This window comes from Bacillus sp. FSL K6-1560 (genome assembly GCF_038592935.1).
In the GTDB taxonomy this organism is placed as follows: Bacteria; Bacillota; Bacilli; order Bacillales; family Bacillaceae; genus Bacillus; species Bacillus subtilis.
Genome location: NZ_CP151946.1, coordinates 116,175 through 132,395, shown reverse-complemented (window position 1 = coordinate 132,395; position 16,221 = coordinate 116,175). Strand labels below are relative to the sequence as shown.

The following is a 16,221-nucleotide window of genomic DNA, read 5'->3' as shown; positions in this document are numbered from 1 at the left end:
TCACTTCCTCATCTTACAATAGTAGTTATACTTGAGTTAAGCGGCAAAATCAATTATTCGCCTTTATTTTTTTTGATAATTTCTTCTGCGACGCTCTTCGGCACTTCTTCGTAGTGATCCATGTGCATAGTGAACGTACCGCGACCTTGCGTATTAGAACGAAGTGCAGTAGCGTAACCGAACATTTCAGCAAGAGGAACCATAGCGCGAACAACTTGAGCGTTACCGCGTGCTTCCATACCTTCTACGCGTCCGCGACGTGAAGTGATATCACCCATGATATCTCCCATGTATTCTTCTGGAATAACCACTTCCACTTTCATGATTGGTTCAAGAAGAACTGGGTTACATTTGCTGACTGCATTTTTCAATGCCATAGAAGCAGCAACTTTAAATGCCATTTCGTTTGAGTCAACATCATGGTAAGAACCGTCGAAAAGTTTAGCTTTAATGTCGATAAGCGGGAAGCCTGCTAGTACACCATTTTCAAGTGCATCTTCCAGACCTGCTTGAACAGCTGGGATGTATTCACGAGGAACAACCCCACCGACAATCGCATTTTCAAATTCAAAGCCAGCGCCTTCTTCGTTTGGTTCGAATTCAATCCAAACGTGTCCGAACTGACCGCGTCCACCAGACTGACGTACGAATTTACCTTCAACTTTTGCACCGGTACGGAATGTTTCACGGTACGCAACTTGAGGAGCACCAACATTGGCTTCTACTTTAAATTCGCGTTTCATACGGTCAACAATGATATCAAGGTGAAGTTCACCCATACCAGAGATGATCGTTTGGCCAGTTTCTGGGTTTGTTTGAGTACGGAATGTAGGATCTTCTTCAGCAAGTTTCGCTAAAGCGATACCCATTTTATCTTGGTCGGCTTTTGATTTAGGCTCAATAGCAACGTCGATAACTGGTTCTGGGAATTCCATTGACTCAAGGATAACAAGATCCTTCTCATCACATAGAGTATCTCCAGTAGTTGTATCTTTTAGACCTACAGCAGCTGCGATATCCCCTGCGTATACAGTAGAGATTTCTTCACGGCTGTTAGCGTGCATTTGAAGAATACGTCCAACACGCTCACGTTTGCCTTTAGTAGAGTTTTTCACGTATGAACCAGAATCAAGTGTTCCAGAGTACACACGGAAGAACGTCAACTTACCAACGTAAGGGTCAGTCATAACTTTAAATGCTAATGCAGAGAATGGCTCTTCGTCAGAAGAATGACGCTCAATCTCTTCATTTGTATCAGGACGTGTACCTTTGATTGCAGCAACGTCAGTTGGTGCAGGAAGGTAGTCAAGAACAGCATCAAGTACTAGTTGAACACCTTTGTTTTTGAAGGCAGAACCAACAAGAACAGGGTAGAATTCAACATTTAATGTACCTTTACGAATTCCTGCTTTTAACTCGTCAATTGTGATTTCTTCACCCTCAAGGTACTTATCCATAAGCTCTTCATCAAGCTCACATACAGCTTCAATAAGGCTGTTGCGAAGCTCTTCAGCTTGCTCTTTGTACTCCTCAGGGATTTCTTTTGCATCAGAACGAGTTCCGAGGTCATCTTCGTAGAAATACGCAACGTTTTCTACAAGGTCAATGATACCTTCGAAGTTATCTTCAGCACCGATCGGCAATTGAATTGCATGAGCGTTTGCTTGAAGACGGTCTCTTAAAGTTCCTACAGAGTAAAGGAAGTCTGCACCGATTTTGTCCATTTTGTTAACAAAAACGATACGCGGTACTCCATAAGTTGTTGCCTGACGCCAAACAGTTTCTGTTTGAGGCTCAACGCCTGATTGCGCGTCAAGTACAGCAACAGCACCATCAAGTACACGAAGAGAACGTTCAACTTCAACTGTGAAGTCTACGTGTCCTGGAGTATCGATGATGTTTACGCGGTATCCTTTCCACTGTGCAGTTGTCGCAGCGGAAGTGATTGTGATACCACGTTCTTGTTCCTGCTCCATCCAGTCCATTTGTGAAGCTCCTTCATGAGTTTCACCAATTTTGTGGATACGACCAGTATAGAACAAGATACGTTCTGTAGTAGTCGTTTTACCGGCATCGATGTGAGCCATGATACCGATATTACGAGTTTTTTCTAAGGAGAACTCTCTTGCCATTGGGTAATTTCTCCTTCCTTATTAGGAAATTGTGTTTTGTTAATCTATAAATCCTACCAGCGATAGTGAGCAAATGCTTTGTTTGCTTCAGCCATCTTATGAGTGTCTTCACGTTTCTTAACAGCAGCACCAGTGTTGTTAGCTGCGTCAAGGATTTCGTTAGCTAAACGCTCTTCCATCGTTTTTTCTCCGCGAAGACGAGCGTAGTTAACTAACCAGCGAAGTCCAAGAGTCGTACGACGTTCAGGACGAACTTCTACAGGAACTTGGTAGTTCGCACCACCTACACGGCGTGCTTTTACTTCAAGTACAGGCATGATGTTTTTCAATGCTTGTTCGAAAACCTCCATTGCATCATTGCCAGTACGTTCTTTAATGATATCGAATGACTTGTATAGGATTGTTTGAGACTTACCTTTTTTACCATCGATCATCATTTTGTTGATTAAACGAGATACAAGCTTAGAGTTGTAAATCGGATCAGGTAAAACATCTCTTTTTGCTACAGGACCTTTACGTGGCATCTGAATATCCTCCCTTCATCAATTATGCGTATTTTCGTATATTATTTTGCTTTAGGTTTTTTCGTACCGTATTTAGAACGGCCTTGTGCACGGTTTTCAACTCCAGCAGTATCAAGCGCACCACGAACGATGTGGTAACGTACCCCTGGTAAGTCTTTTACACGTCCGCCGCGGATAAGTACAACACTGTGCTCTTGCAGGTTGTGACCGATACCAGGAATGTAAGCAGTAACCTCGATTCCGTTAGTCAAACGAACACGAGCATATTTACGAAGTGCTGAGTTCGGTTTTTTCGGTGTCATTGTACCAACACGAGTACATACCCCGCGTTTTTGTGGAGAAGATACGTTAGTGTGCTCTTTTTTAAAGCTGTTGTATCCTTTGTTAAGTGCAGGAGACTTTGAGTTTTCTACTTTACTCACGCGTCCTTTGCGAATTAGCTGATTAATTGTAGGCATGAATTTTTCCTCCCTTCATTACGTTTTATAACCCACATACCCAGGTGGTTCATCAAAAGGCAAAAAACAATGTCTTTACACAAGATGGAATCTTACGCAAAAACAAAAGTACGTTATAAAATAATGGCAACAGCGGCTGCTCCTACCTCAATTCCGCAGGCTTTGCCGAGCTTTTTCATGGATTCAACCATTGAGACAGAGATACCTTGATCTTCAGCAAGTGAAACAACACTTGACGTGAGTATCGGATCTGCGTCTTTTGCAACGACTACTTCCTTTACTGAACCTCGCTTTAGAGCTTTCACTGTTTGCTTCGTACCAATAATAATTGATTTGGCCTGTGATACTTTATCATAAGACATAAACATATCCTCCAAAGTAACAGGTTTATTTCGAGCACCTTGGTTATATTATCATTCTAGGAGACGAATGTCAACAAGGTATGACATTTTTTAGATTTCTTCTTCTCATAGAGTGACTTTTTCATAAATATATCTGCTGAAAGACTGTTTTTGCAGTCTTTCAGCAGAATGAAATCAGTTATTCAACCGGGACCATATCGTCAGTCGGCTGAACATTTGATACTGGTTTTACTTTACGGTATTTCATCATTCCTGTACCAGCTGGAACAAGCTTACCGATGATAACATTCTCTTTCAAGCCAAGAAGCTCGTCACGCTTACCTTTGATCGCTGCATCTGTAAGGACACGTGTTGTTTCCTGGAAGGAAGCAGCAGATAAGAATGAATCAGTTTCAAGAGATGCTTTTGTAATACCGAGTAAGACAGGACGGCCTGTAGCAGGTCGATTGCCTTCAAGTAATACCTTTTTATTCGCTTCAGTAAATTGGTGAATATCAAGCAATGTACCTGGAAGCACATCAGTGTCACCGGCATCAATTACGCGTACTTTGCGAAGCATCTGGCGAACCATTACTTCTACGTGTTTATCACCGATTTCAACACCCTGCATACGGTAAACCTTTTGAACCTCATGGAGAAGATACTCTTGAACAGTTGTCAGGTCAGTTACTTTAAGAAGTTCTTTCGGATCGATTGAACCTTCTGTCAGTACTTGGCCTCGAGTAATTTTATCTCCTTCCGCTACTTTCAGGCGGGAGTTGTAAGGTGCCGTATAAGAACGTGTTTCCACTGCGCCTTGAACCACAATTTCCTGTTGCTTATCACGAACTTCATTGATTTCAACGACTGTACCGTCGATTTCTGTAATTGTTGCCTGACCTTTCGGATTACGCGCTTCGAAAAGCTCTTGGATACGCGGAAGACCCTGTGTGATATCGTCTCCGGCAACCCCGCCTGTATGGAATGTACGCATTGTTAACTGTGTACCAGGCTCACCGATTGATTGGGCAGCAATGATTCCGACAGCTTCACCGACTTCAACATCGGAGCCAGTTGCAAGATTTCGGCCATAGCATCGTTTACATACACCATGAGGCGTATTACATGTGAAGGCAGAACGGATCCACACTTCTTCAATGCCGGCTTCGACAATCTCCAGTGCTTTATCTTCATCGATAAGTTCGTTTTCATTCACAAGCACTTCACCTGTTTCAGGGTGCTTCACTTGTTTTCTTGCAAAACGTCCGATTAAGCGTTCTTCTAAGCGCTCAATTGTTTCGGTTCCTTCTTTAAGAGGCTTAGCAAGAATGCCTCGGTCAGTACCGCAATCAGTTTCACGGATGATAACATCCTGCGCAACGTCAACGAGACGGCGTGTAAGGTAACCTGAGTCAGCAGTTTTAAGAGCGGTATCGGCAAGACCTTTACGCGCACCGTGTGTGGAGATAAAGTACTCCAATACTGTCAGACCTTCACGGAAACTTGATTTGATCGGCAACTCAATGATACGTCCAGCCGGGTTGGCCATCAGGCCGCGCATTCCGGCAAGCTGCGTAAAGTTAGATGCGTTACCACGGGCACCAGAGTCACTCATCATGTAGATCGGGTTGAGTTCATCAAGTGATTTCATCAGTTTGCCTTGGATAACGTCTTTTGCAGCACTCCAGATAGAGATGACTCTCTCATAGCGTTCTTCTTCAGTGATAAGACCGCGGCGGAACTGCTTCATAACGTTGTCAACTTTGCTTTGCGCTTCTTCAAGAATTTCTTGTTTATCATCGAGTACGACGATGTCAGAAACCCCAACTGTAATACCAGCTTTTGTTGAATATTTGAAACCTAGGTTTTTCATGCGGTCAAGCATTTTAGACGTTTCCGTGATATGGAATCGTTTAAAGATTTCCGCGATGATTTTACCCAGAATGCCTTTTTTAAACGGCGCATTGATTGGCTGCTGTGCGATAACAGCTTTAACGTCAGCACCTTTTTCTAAGAAGAAACGGTCAGGTGTTTTCTCTTCAATGTTGCTCTTCGTTGGTTCATTCATGTAAGGGAATGATTCCGGAAGAATTTCATTGAAGACAAGCTTACCGACAGTTGTAATTAACAATTTTGAGCGCTGTTCTTCGGTAAATGTCACATTCTTAAGTGAGTTAGCTGCAACAGCTACTCTCGTATGAAGGTGAACATATCCGTTTTGATAAGCAAGAAGCGCTTCGTCTGTATTCTTGAAGACCATACCTTCACCGACAGCACCGGCACGCTCAAGTGTCAGGTAATAGTTACCTAGTACCATATCCTGAGACGGTGTTACAACCGGTTTACCATCTTTAGGGTTCAAGATGTTTTGAGCAGCAAGCATCAAGATGCGTGCTTCAGCTTGTGCTTCAGCAGATAATGGTACGTGAACCGCCATTTGGTCACCGTCAAAGTCAGCGTTGTAAGCTGTACATACGAGCGGGTGAAGACGGATTGCGCGTCCTTCAACAAGCGTTGGTTCAAACGCCTGGATACCTAATCTGTGAAGTGTAGGGGCACGGTTCAGCAGTACCGGATGCTCCTTAATAACTGATTCTAGTACATCCCAAACTTCAGGCTGTACGCGCTCAATTTTGCGTTTCGCACTCTTAATGTTGTGAGCAAGACCTTTTTCAACAAGTTCTTTCATAACGAAAGGTTTGAAAAGTTCAAGCGCCATTTCCTTCGGTAATCCGCATTGGTACATTTTCAAATGAGGACCAACAACGATTACAGAACGTCCGGAGTAATCGACACGTTTACCAAGAAGGTTTTGACGGAAACGGCCTTGCTTCCCTTTCAGCATGTGAGAAAGAGATTTTAACGGTCTGTTACCAGGGCCTGTTACAGGGCGTCCACGGCGGCCGTTGTCAATTAAGGCATCGACAGCCTCTTGAAGCATACGCTTTTCGTTTTGAACGATGATGCTAGGCGCACCAAGGTCCAAAAGGCGTTTCAAACGATTGTTACGGTTGATGACACGACGATAAAGGTCATTCAAATCAGAAGTCGCAAAACGTCCGCCATCTAGCTGAACCATCGGTCTAAGCTCCGGAGGAATAACAGGAAGCACATCAAGGATCATCCAAGAAGGCTTGTTTCCTGAGTTACGGAAGGCTTCTAAAACTTCAAGACGTTTGATCGCACGAGTACGTCGTTGTCCTTGTGAAGTTTTCAGCTCTTCTTTTAACATATCAACTTCTTTGACAAGATCGATATCTTGAAGAAGTTTATGAATTGCTTCAGCACCCATAGATGCTTGGAATTTATTACCGTATTTATCAAGATAAGCACGGTATTCTTTCTCAGACAGAAGCTGTTTCTTTTCAAGCGGTGTATTCGCCGGATCAGTTACAACGTAAGAAGCAAAGTAAATGACTTCTTCTAAAGCACGAGGTGACATATCCAGCACAAGACCCATACGGCTTGGAATACCTTTGAAATACCAAATGTGGGAAACTGGGGCAGCCAGTTCAATGTGCCCCATTCTCTCACGACGGACTTTAGCCCGTGTTACTTCGACTCCGCAGCGGTCACAAACTACGCCTTTATAACGAACTCGCTTGTACTTCCCGCAATGACATTCCCAGTCCTTAGTCGGTCCGAAAATGCGTTCGCAAAATAGACCGTCCTTTTCAGGTTTTAACGTACGATAGTTTATCGTTTCAGGCTTTTTCACTTCACCAAAAGACCATGAACGGATTTTATCTGGTGAAGCAAGACCGATGTTCATATACTCAAAATTGTTCACATCTAGCAAGGGGCCTACCTCCCTTTTTTCTTCGGATTAACCGATGTCACTTGCCTTTATAACTAGAGATTATTCTTTTGTTACTACATCGCGTTCAACGTCTGCAGATGCTGTTTCTTCCGGCTCTTCATCACCTGATAATGCCAGGCCGTCAGCTTGTTTCGCATCTTCTTCGTCTTCTAAATCTCTCATTTCTATTTCTTCTTCATCACCAGAAAGGATTTTGACATCCATACCTAAGCTTTGAAGTTCTTTGATTAATACTTTGAATGATTCCGGAACACCTGGTTCAGGAACATTGTCGCCTTTAACGATGGCTTCGTATGTTTTCACACGTCCAACCACGTCATCAGACTTAACAGTCAGAATTTCTTGAAGAGTGTAAGCCGCACCGTAAGCTTCAAGTGCCCAAACCTCCATCTCACCAAAACGCTGTCCGCCAAATTGCGCTTTACCGCCAAGAGGCTGCTGCGTAACAAGTGAGTAAGGGCCTGTAGAGCGTGCATGAAGTTTATCGTCAACCATGTGAGCTAGTTTGATCATGTACATGATACCTACAGATACACGGTTATCAAACGGCTCTCCAGTACGTCCGTCGTAAAGCACTGTTTTGGCGTCACGAGACATGCCGGCTTCTTCAAGTGTTTCCCAGACATCCTCTTCTCGCGCTCCGTCAAATACAGGAGATGCAATGTGAATGCCAAGGTAACGAGCGGCCATACCCATGTGAAGTTCCAATACCTGCCCGATGTTCATACGTGATGGTACGCCCAGCGGGTTAAGCATGATATCAATCGGTGTGCCGTCAGGAAGGTAAGGCATATCCTCTTCAGGAAGAATCTTAGAGATAACACCTTTGTTACCGTGACGACCGGCCATTTTATCCCCTTCAGAAATCTTACGTTTCTGAACGATATATACGCGTACTAACTGGTTAACACCTGGAGGAAGTTCGTCTCCGTCTTCACGGTTGAAGACTTTAACGTCATGGATAATTCCGCCGCCGCCGTGAGGCACACGAAGAGAAGTATCACGAACCTCGCGGGCTTTCTCGCCAAAAATGGCGTGAAGAAGGCGTTCTTCTGCAGTCAGTTCAGTTACGCCTTTAGGCGTTACTTTACCAACAAGAAGATCTCCGTCTTTTACTTCTGCCCCAATACGGATGATTCCACGGTCATCAAGATTGCGAAGCGCATCTTCACCGACGTTTGGAATATCGCGAGTGATTTCTTCAGGTCCAAGTTTCGTATCACGTGCTTCTGATTCGTATTCTTCAATGTGGATAGATGTATAAACATCATCCTTCACTAGGCGTTCACTCATGATGATGGCATCCTCATAGTTGTAGCCATCCCATGTCATGAAGCCGACCATTACGTTACGGCCAAGTGCAAGTTCACCGAGCTCCATAGAAGGACCGTCAGCAAGGATTTCTCCTTTTACCACTTCATCGCCGACACTTACGATCGGACGCTGGTTGTAGCACGTACCTTGGTTAGAGCGGACAAATTTCAGCAGGCTGTATTTATCCAGGTTTCCTTTTACTTTTTGACCGTCTACTTCTTCATAACGGCGAACCCAAACGTTTTTCGCTTCTACGCGTTCAACGATACCAGGGTGTTTACAAATAACAGCGGCACCAGAGTCTTTTCCTGATACGTATTCCATACCAGTTCCAACAAATGGCGCTTCCGGCTGCATCAAAGGCACAGCCTGACGCTGCATGTTCGCTCCCATGAGGGCACGGTTGGAGTCATCGTTTTCTAAGAACGGGATACATGCTGTCGCAGCAGATACAACCTGCTTAGGCGATACATCCATGTAGTCTACACGGTTTCTGGAAACAACAGTGTTCTCCCCGCGGAAACGAGCTACGATGCTGTCATCAATAAAGGCGCCTTCGTCATCAAGACGAGCATTCGCTTGAGCGACAACATAGTTATCCTCTTCATCAGCAGTTAAGTAATCGATTCTGCCCGTTACCTTCCCTGTTTCAGGGTCAACGCGGCGATATGGCGTTTCAATAAAGCCAAAACGGTTTACTTTTGCATAAGATGATAGTGAGTTGATCAAACCGATGTTCGGGCCCTCAGGCGTTTCAATCGGACACATACGGCCATAGTGGGAGTAGTGAACGTCACGCACTTCCATTCCGGCACGCTCACGTGTCAATCCGCCCGGTCCTAATGCTGACAGACGACGCTTGTGCGTTAATTCAGCAAGCGGGTTCGTCTGATCCATGAATTGAGAAAGCTGTGAGCTTCCAAAGAACTCTTTAATGGACGCAATAACAGGACGAATATTGATCAGCTGCTGAGGCGTAATTGTATTCGTATCTTGAATTGACATTCTCTCACGAACCACACGCTCCATACGGCTTAAACCGATACGGAATTGGTTCTGGAGAAGCTCGCCTACAGAACGTAAACGGCGGTTTCCAAGATGATCGATATCATCTGTGTCGCCTACTCCGTGCAGCAAGTTGAAGAAGTAGCTGATTGAAGAAATAATATCAGCAGGCGTGATGTTTTTAATCTCTTCTTCGATGTAAGCATTGCCGATTACATTAATAACCTGTTCTCCTTCTTGATCAGTCGGAGCAAAGATTTTAATTGATTGAAGAGTCACTTCATCTTCAACAACGCCGCCATTCGGATACAGCTTTCTAAAACCGATTCCGTTTTCTAAGTATGGCAGTACTTTATCAAGTGTTCTTCTATCAAGAATCTGGCCTTTTTCAGCAAGGATTTCTCCTGTTTCAGGATCAACAAGCGTTTCAGCAAGTCTCTGATTGAAGAGGCGATTCTTAATATGAAGTTTTTTATTAATTTTATAGCGTCCTACATTGGCAAGATCGTATCGTTTCGGATCAAAGAAACGAGAATCAAGCAAGCTTTTCGCATTTTCTACTGTAGGCGGCTCTCCAGGACGGAGACGCTCGTAAATTTCCAGCAACGCTTTGTCGCTGTTTTCTGTGTTATCTTTATCAAGCGTATTTCGCAGGTATTCGTTTTCTCCTATGAGATCAAGAATCTCTTGATCGGAGCCGAAGCCGAGAGCACGCAAAAGAACCGTAACCGGCAACTTACGTGTGCGATCAATGCGGACATAAACAACATCTTTCGCATCAGTTTCGTATTCTAACCATGCGCCACGGTTTGGAATGACAGTTGCGGTAAAACCTTTTTTACCGTTTTTGTCTACTTTACCACTGAAATATACACTTGGAGACCGAACAAGCTGGGAAACGATAACACGTTCCGCACCGTTAATGATAAAAGTACCTGTATCTGTCATAATAGGGAAATCACCCATGAAGACATCTTGGTCTTTTACCTCTCCAGTTTCTTTGTTAATTAAACGAACCTTCACTCTTAGCGGAGCTGAGTAAGTCACATCACGTTCTTTTGATTCCTCTACAGGATATTTAGGCTCACCTAAACTATAATCAATGAACTCAAGAGAGAGGTTACCAGTGAAATCCTCAATTGGTGATATGTCTTGAAACATCTCTCTAAGACCCTCATCAAGAAACCACTGATAAGAAGAGGTTTGAATTTCAATGAGATTTGGTAATTCTAACACTTCGCTAATGCGAGCATAGCTTCTGCGCTGGCGGTGTCGTCCATACTGAACTAGTTGACCTGTCAACTGATTCACCCCTCAAATCATGCGTATTATATGTGTAATAAGCATTTCTTCCAAAGAAAGAAAATACTTTTACAAGACAAAAGAAAAAAGGGTTTCTAATTAAGAAAACCACATCCAAAAACAAATACCGATTTTATTAGCATTTCCATACTTGTATAATTTATACATAGATATTGACAATTCATCATATCAAGCAAAATATATACATTGGCATTTTACAATATTAACATAGTTAAAATACCGAGTCAAACTTTTTTTGCTTTTATGATATAATAGCCTTTCTTTTTTTGAACGACGGAAACTTCATCGAACAGTTCCTCGAGCTTTTCAATGGCAGAAGGCGCGCCTTGCTTTTTCTGTATGACGATCCACAATTCACCTGAAGCTTTTAAGTGTTCAGCGCTTTTCTCAAAGATAGCATGGACAACTTTTTTTCCGGCTCGGATTGGGGGATTTGTAAGAATAGAAGCAAATGTTTGAGCAGAATCAACGTTTGAAAACAAATCGCTTTGATAAATCTTAACGTTTGTTATTCCGTTTTGTTCCGCATTTTCATTTGATAGTTCTACGGCTCTCTCATTAACGTCAATCATGTGGATAGTCCGGTCTTTAAAGTCGCTGGCGAGCGATAAACCAATCGGGCCGTACCCGCAGCCTACATCCAAAATGCCGCCCTCAACCTCAGGCTCTTCAAAAGAATCAATCAGCAGGCGGGAGCCGAAATCAACTTCTTTTTTAGAAAAAACCCCGCTGTCGCTGGTAAACGTGAAATCTTTATTCCGAAGCCTAAAAGACCAGGTTTGCTTGTTGCTTTTTACTGAAGGTTTTTCTGAATAATAGTGCTCACTCATTATTAGAACCTCCTTTTTTCATGGCTTAAAGAATGGCAAAGAAAAAGCTCGCCTCATAAAAGCGAGCTTCCCCTACAGGTAAGTGAAGATTACTTAACTTCTACAGAAGCGCCAACTTCTTCAAGTTTAGCTTTAAGCTCTTCAGCTTCTTCTTTAGCAATACCTTCTTTAAGTGGTTTTGGAGTGTTGTCAACAAGTTCTTTAGCTTCTTTCAAGCCAAGACCAGTGATTTCACGTACAACTTTGATAACTTTGATTTTTTGAGATCCTGCACCAGCAAGGATAAGATCGAATTCGCTTTGCTCTTCAGCAGCTCCGCCTGCAGCAGCTCCGCCAGCTACAGCTACAGGAGCAGCAGCAGTTACGCCAAATTCTTCTTCGATTGCTTTTACTAGGTCGTTCAATTCAAGTACAGTTGCTTCTTTAACGGAAGCAATGATTTCTTCGATATTTAAAGCCATTTGTAATTCCTCCATTTTGTTTTAATTTATGAAAAACTGATTAGATTAAGCGCCTTGTTCTTCCTTTTGTTCTGCCACAGCTTTTGCAGCAAGAGCAAGGTTGCGAACTGGAGCTTGAAGTACGCTAAGCAACATAGAAAGCAAGCCTTCGCGTGATGGAAGTTCAGCAAGAGCTTTCACTTCTTCAACAGTAGAAACTTTACCTTCGATAACGCCAGCTTTGATTTCAAGAGCTTCGTGATTTTTAGCGAAGTCATTAAGAACTTTAGCCGGAGCGACAACATCTTCAGTGCTGAATGCGATCGCGTTCGGTCCAGTTAAGAAATCATTCAAACCATTAAGCTCAGCTTGTTCAACCGCACGGCGAGTCATCGTATTTTTGTAAACTTTGAACTCAACGTTAGCTTCGCGAAGCTGTTTACGAAGTTCAGTTACTTCAGAAACGTTAAGTCCGCGATAGTCAACGATGATCGTTGATTTACTTTCTTTCAGTTTAGAAGCAATTTCTTCAACAACAACTTTTTTTGTTTCAATTGCGCTGCTCATGGTTACACCTCCTGTAGATTCTTGTGTAACACTTATACCGTTAGGTGATCACGACTGAGACGACGGATTCCATATAAAAAGCCTCCATGAGACATGGAGGCTGTATATACAAGCATACGTAACGTAATAGCTGTGATAATATACACCTCGGTAGGATAATTAAGCGGTTAGGCCCCTACTGTCTACGGTATAAATGATATTCTATTTTACAACATTTTGAATAATATCAGAATGTTGATGTCATGTCAATATTATTTTACGTTAAAAGTTGAAGAGTCTACTTTGACACCAGGTCCCATAGTAGAAGTTACAGCAACGTTTTTCACGTAAACGCCTTTAGCTGCAGCAGGTTTAGCTTTAAGGATTGTATCGTACATTGTTGTGAAGTTCTCAACAAGTTTTTCATCCTCGAAAGAAACTTTACCGATAGGAACATGAATGTTTCCAGCTTTATCAACGCGGTATTCAACTTTACCAGCTTTGATTTCGCCGATCGCTTTTTCAACTTCGAAGGTAACTGTACCAGTTTTAGGGTTTGGCATTAAACCTTTTGGTCCAAGTACACGACCGATTTTACCAACTTCACCCATCATGTCAGGTGTAGCTACGATAACATCGAAATCGAACCAGCCTTGTTGAATTTTGTTGATGTAGTCAGTATCGCCTACGAAATCTGCACCAGCAGCTTCAGCTTCTTTCGCTTTTTCGCCTTTTGCGAAAACGAGAACGCGCTGAGTTTTACCAGTTCCGTTTGGAAGAACAACTGCTCCACGGATTTGCTGGTCGTTTTTACGAGGGTCAACCCCTAAACGGAAAGCCACTTCAACTGTAGCGTCGAATTTAGCTGTGTTTGTTTTTTTAACGAGAGCTACTGCTTCAGAGACGTCGTAAGCTTTAGAACGGTCTACAAGCTTAGCAGCTTCAACGTACTTTTTACCTTTTTTAGCCATTTTAAAATTTCCTCCTTATGTGGTTATAGCGGAATAACCTCCCACGAATAAGGGTTGCGAACTTGTTAAAACTCGCAACCCGACAAGAAACAAATTAATCCTCGATTACAATACCCATACTGCGGGCAGTACCTTCAACCATGCGCATTGCCGCTTCAACGTCTGCTGCGTTTAAGTCAGGCATTTTCGTTTCAGCGATTTCGCGTACTTTATCGCGCTTAACGGTTGCCACTTTATTACGGTTTGGTTCACCAGAACCAGACTCAATTCCAGCTGCTTTTTTAAGCAATACTGCAGCAGGTGGAGTTTTTGTAATAAATGTAAATGAACGGTCTTCGTAAACCGAAATTTCAACAGGAATGATTAAACCAGCTTGGTCAGCTGTACGAGCGTTAAACTCCTTACAGAATCCCATGATGTTAACACCGGCTTGACCAAGTGCAGGTCCAACTGGTGGTGCTGGGTTAGCTTTTCCAGCAGGAATTTGCAATTTTACAACTTTAACTACTTTTTTAGCCACGAGACACACCTCCTTAAGTCCGTGATGTGGTAATAGGGTAAACCCTCCCACTCAAGGTTTCATTCTTTATATGAATGACGAAATATCATGCTAGTTGCCTTGGATAAGTCCAAGACGTACCTTTGCTATATTATCATTTATATATAGCAATTTCAAGTTTTTTCACATTACAATTTATCGATTTGGGTAAATTCCAGCTCAACCGGCGTTTCACGGCCAAACATATTAACGAAAACTTTGACCTTGCTTTTATCATAATCAATCTCTTCAATTGATCCTGTAAAGTTAGCAAAAGGTCCGTCTATTACTTTCACTGTCTCTTTCAGTTCAAAGTCAATATCAGTTTTTCGTTCATCCATGCCCATTCTCTTCAGAATGGTTTCTGCTTCGCCCGGAAGAAGCGGCGTCGGTTTTGAACCTGACCCGGCAGATCCTACGAATCCAGTAACGCCCGGCGTGTTGCGGACAACATACCAAGAGTCGTCTGTCATTACAATTTCAACAAGCACATAACCAGGGAATACTTTCTTTTTCACGACTTTTTTCTTGCCGTTTTTGATATCTGTTTCTTCTTCTTCGGGTACGACTACACGGAAAATTTTATCCTGCATCCCCATTGATTCAACACGTTTTTCCAAGTTGGCTTTTACTTTATTCTCATAACCAGAGTACGTGTGAACAACATACCAATTCTTTTCCATTCTATTCAGGACTGTCCAGTCCTTCCCTCCCCGCATTTGGTTTTAGTGAATTACCATAACGCTTCAAAAAATAGGCGGCAAGCCTATGATAACTTTCATTTTAAGCCACAATAAAAAACCCGCTGAACGGGTTTTGGCAAGTAATATTATGATCTATTATAGCACGTATTGCTGATCATTATTCAACTATTAAACGAATTAATTGAGAAATTCCTGTGTCAAGGAGGGCAAAAAAGATAACAAAAAAGATAACTGTTGAAATTACCGTAATGGTATAACGCGTTAACTCTTTTCCTTTAGGCCAGCTTACCTTTTTCATTTCTTTCCCAACATCTTTAAAGAATTTCATAATACGCATGTAAAAGACCTCCACAATTTAAAAGCGCAAAAACTATTTTGTTTCAAGATGAGCTGTATGTGAATTGCAAGTACTGCAGTATTTCTTTACTTCTAATCGCTCAGCCGCTGATGCAGAGCTCTTCATTGTCGTATAATTACGGTTTCCGCATGTCTTGCATGCTAACGTAATCTTTTTTCTCATGTCATTACACCTTTTTCTAAATAGACATTAGTTCTTATCTTTAGTAACATATCATAGTCAGAAAAATACTGTCAATATAGCATAAATTCCTATTACAAACTGATTTCGCGAATTTCCAAGTACTTCTCCAGCTTGCGTTTCACACGCTGAAGGGCATTGTCGATCGATTTCACATGTCGGTTCAGTTCATCAGAAATCTCTTGGTAACTTCTCCCATCGAGATATAAGACGAGTACTTTTCTCTCTAAATCACTTAATAGTTCTCCCATTTTCATTTCAATATCATCAAATTCTTCCTGATTAATGATCATTTCCTCAGGATTTAAGGTTTTCGCTCCTGAAATGACATCCAGCAGCGTTCGGTCTGATTCTTCATCAAAAATCGGTTTATCTAATGAGACGTAGGAATTCAAAGGAATGTGTTTCTGGCGAGTAGCTGTCTTTATTGCGGTAATAATTTGGCGGGTAATACATAATTCTGCGAAAGCTTTGAATGAGGTAAGCTTGTCCTCTTTGAAGTCACGAATAGACTTATAGAGGCCTATCATGCCTTCCTGAACAATATCCTCTCTGTCCGCCCCTATTAAGAAATAGGATCTTGCTTTTGCCCGAACAAAGTTTCGGTACTTCGTAATCAAGTAATCTAACGCATCACTGTCCCCAACATGAACCTTTTCAATGACCTGCTCGTCCTCCAACTGGCAAAACTGCTCTTTGTTGAATTTTCCCTTGTTGTTCTGTAGATTCACTCCGAT

The 16,221-nt window shown here is 42.5% G+C and carries 15 protein-coding genes and 1 other annotated feature; all 15 genes read right to left on the bottom strand.

Translation table 11 applies throughout. The features are described from left to right. Positions 1-53: 53 nt before the first annotated feature. On the bottom strand, positions 54-2,132 hold the full coding sequence (fusA, locus tag NYE22_RS00705) for an elongation factor G (RefSeq protein ID WP_003235056.1): 2,079 nt from the start codon (positions 2,130-2,132) through the stop codon (positions 54-56). A 53-nt stretch (positions 2,133-2,185) separates the two neighbouring features. Next, positions 2,186-2,656 (bottom strand): 30S ribosomal protein S7, encoded by a 471-nt coding sequence (gene rpsG, locus NYE22_RS00700; RefSeq protein ID WP_003225784.1) that lies wholly within the window; start codon positions 2,654-2,656, stop codon positions 2,186-2,188. Between the two features lie 41 nt (positions 2,657-2,697). After that, the gene (gene rpsL, locus NYE22_RS00695) at positions 2,698-3,114 is read right to left on the bottom strand and encodes a 30S ribosomal protein S12 (RefSeq protein WP_003225781.1); all 417 of its coding nucleotides are present in this window, start codon (positions 3,112-3,114) and stop codon (positions 2,698-2,700) included. 113 nt (positions 3,115-3,227) lie between these two features. After that, on the bottom strand, positions 3,228-3,476 hold the full coding sequence (locus tag NYE22_RS00690) for a 50S ribosomal protein L7ae-like protein (protein ID WP_003225778.1): 249 nt from the start codon (positions 3,474-3,476) through the stop codon (positions 3,228-3,230). Between the two features lie 178 nt (positions 3,477-3,654). Then, a complete protein-coding gene (gene rpoC, locus NYE22_RS00685; protein ID WP_004399688.1) occupies positions 3,655-7,254 on the bottom strand; it encodes a DNA-directed RNA polymerase subunit beta' in 3,600 nt (1,199 codons plus the stop codon). Positions 7,255-7,314: 60 nt separating this feature from the next. Then, complete coding sequence (gene rpoB / locus NYE22_RS00680) at positions 7,315-10,896, bottom strand: DNA-directed RNA polymerase subunit beta (RefSeq protein WP_009966326.1); 3,582 nt, start codon at positions 10,894-10,896, stop codon at positions 7,315-7,317. A 245-nt stretch (positions 10,897-11,141) separates the two neighbouring features. Further along, positions 11,142-11,747, bottom strand: coding sequence for a class I SAM-dependent methyltransferase (locus NYE22_RS00675; protein ID WP_003235045.1), 606 nt, complete (start codon positions 11,745-11,747; stop codon positions 11,142-11,144). Between the two features lie 89 nt (positions 11,748-11,836). Then, positions 11,837-12,208, bottom strand: a complete 372-nt coding sequence (gene rplL, locus NYE22_RS00670; protein ID WP_003156436.1) for a 50S ribosomal protein L7/L12 — start codon at positions 12,206-12,208, stop codon at positions 11,837-11,839. Positions 12,209-12,253: 45 nt separating this feature from the next. Then, positions 12,254-12,754, bottom strand: coding sequence for a 50S ribosomal protein L10 (rplJ, locus tag NYE22_RS00665; RefSeq protein WP_003235042.1), 501 nt, complete (start codon positions 12,752-12,754; stop codon positions 12,254-12,256). Between the two features lie 65 nt (positions 12,755-12,819). After that, positions 12,820-12,960, bottom strand: a sequence feature (ribosomal protein L10 leader region). 45 nt (positions 12,961-13,005) lie between these two features. Then, the gene (rplA, locus tag NYE22_RS00660) at positions 13,006-13,704 is read right to left on the bottom strand and encodes a 50S ribosomal protein L1 (RefSeq protein WP_003235040.1); all 699 of its coding nucleotides are present in this window, start codon (positions 13,702-13,704) and stop codon (positions 13,006-13,008) included. Between the two features lie 94 nt (positions 13,705-13,798). Continuing rightward, on the bottom strand, positions 13,799-14,224 hold the full coding sequence (rplK, locus tag NYE22_RS00655) for a 50S ribosomal protein L11 (protein WP_003156430.1): 426 nt from the start codon (positions 14,222-14,224) through the stop codon (positions 13,799-13,801). A 167-nt stretch (positions 14,225-14,391) separates the two neighbouring features. Then, the gene (gene nusG, locus NYE22_RS00650) at positions 14,392-14,925 is read right to left on the bottom strand and encodes a transcription termination/antitermination protein NusG (protein ID WP_003225764.1); all 534 of its coding nucleotides are present in this window, start codon (positions 14,923-14,925) and stop codon (positions 14,392-14,394) included. Between the two features lie 178 nt (positions 14,926-15,103). Further along, the gene (gene secE / locus NYE22_RS00645; protein WP_004399676.1) at positions 15,104-15,283 is read right to left on the bottom strand and encodes a preprotein translocase subunit SecE; all 180 of its coding nucleotides are present in this window, start codon (positions 15,281-15,283) and stop codon (positions 15,104-15,106) included. A 33-nt stretch (positions 15,284-15,316) separates the two neighbouring features. Further along, the gene (rpmG, locus tag NYE22_RS00640) at positions 15,317-15,466 is read right to left on the bottom strand and encodes a 50S ribosomal protein L33 (RefSeq protein ID WP_003156421.1); all 150 of its coding nucleotides are present in this window, start codon (positions 15,464-15,466) and stop codon (positions 15,317-15,319) included. Positions 15,467-15,558: 92 nt separating this feature from the next. Then, positions 15,559-16,215: an RNA polymerase sporulation sigma factor SigH gene (sigH, locus tag NYE22_RS00635; protein WP_003225758.1), complete on the bottom strand. Its 657-nt coding sequence runs from the start codon at positions 16,213-16,215 to the stop codon at positions 15,559-15,561. Positions 16,216-16,221: the final 6 nt, after the last annotated feature.

Excerpts from the sequence above, each read along its gene's own strand:
- rplA (WP_003235040.1), bottom strand. The coding sequence starts at position 13,704 with ATGGCTAAAAAAGGTAAAAAGTACGTTGAAGCTGCTAAGCTTGTAGAC.
- nusG (WP_003225764.1), bottom strand. The coding sequence starts at position 14,925 with ATGGAAAAGAATTGGTATGTTGTTCACACGTACTCTGGTTATGAGAAT.
- secE (WP_004399676.1), bottom strand. The coding sequence starts at position 15,283 with ATGCGTATTATGAAATTCTTTAAAGATGTTGGGAAAGAAATGAAAAAG.
- NYE22_RS00675 (WP_003235045.1), bottom strand. The coding sequence starts at position 11,747 with ATGAGTGAGCACTATTATTCAGAAAAACCTTCAGTAAAAAGCAACAAG.
- rpsL (WP_003225781.1), bottom strand. The coding sequence starts at position 3,114 with ATGCCTACAATTAATCAGCTAATTCGCAAAGGACGCGTGAGTAAAGTA.
- NYE22_RS00690 (WP_003225778.1), bottom strand. The coding sequence starts at position 3,476 with ATGTCTTATGATAAAGTATCACAGGCCAAATCAATTATTATTGGTACG.
- rpmG (WP_003156421.1), bottom strand. The coding sequence starts at position 15,466 with ATGAGAAAAAAGATTACGTTAGCATGCAAGACATGCGGAAACCGTAAT.
- rplJ (WP_003235042.1), bottom strand. The coding sequence starts at position 12,754 with ATGAGCAGCGCAATTGAAACAAAAAAAGTTGTTGTTGAAGAAATTGCT.
- rpsG (WP_003225784.1), bottom strand. The coding sequence starts at position 2,656 with ATGCCACGTAAAGGTCCTGTAGCAAAAAGAGATGTTTTACCTGATCCG.
- rplL (WP_003156436.1), bottom strand. The coding sequence starts at position 12,208 with ATGGCTTTAAATATCGAAGAAATCATTGCTTCCGTTAAAGAAGCAACT.
- fusA (WP_003235056.1), bottom strand. The coding sequence starts at position 2,132 with ATGGCAAGAGAGTTCTCCTTAGAAAAAACTCGTAATATCGGTATCATG.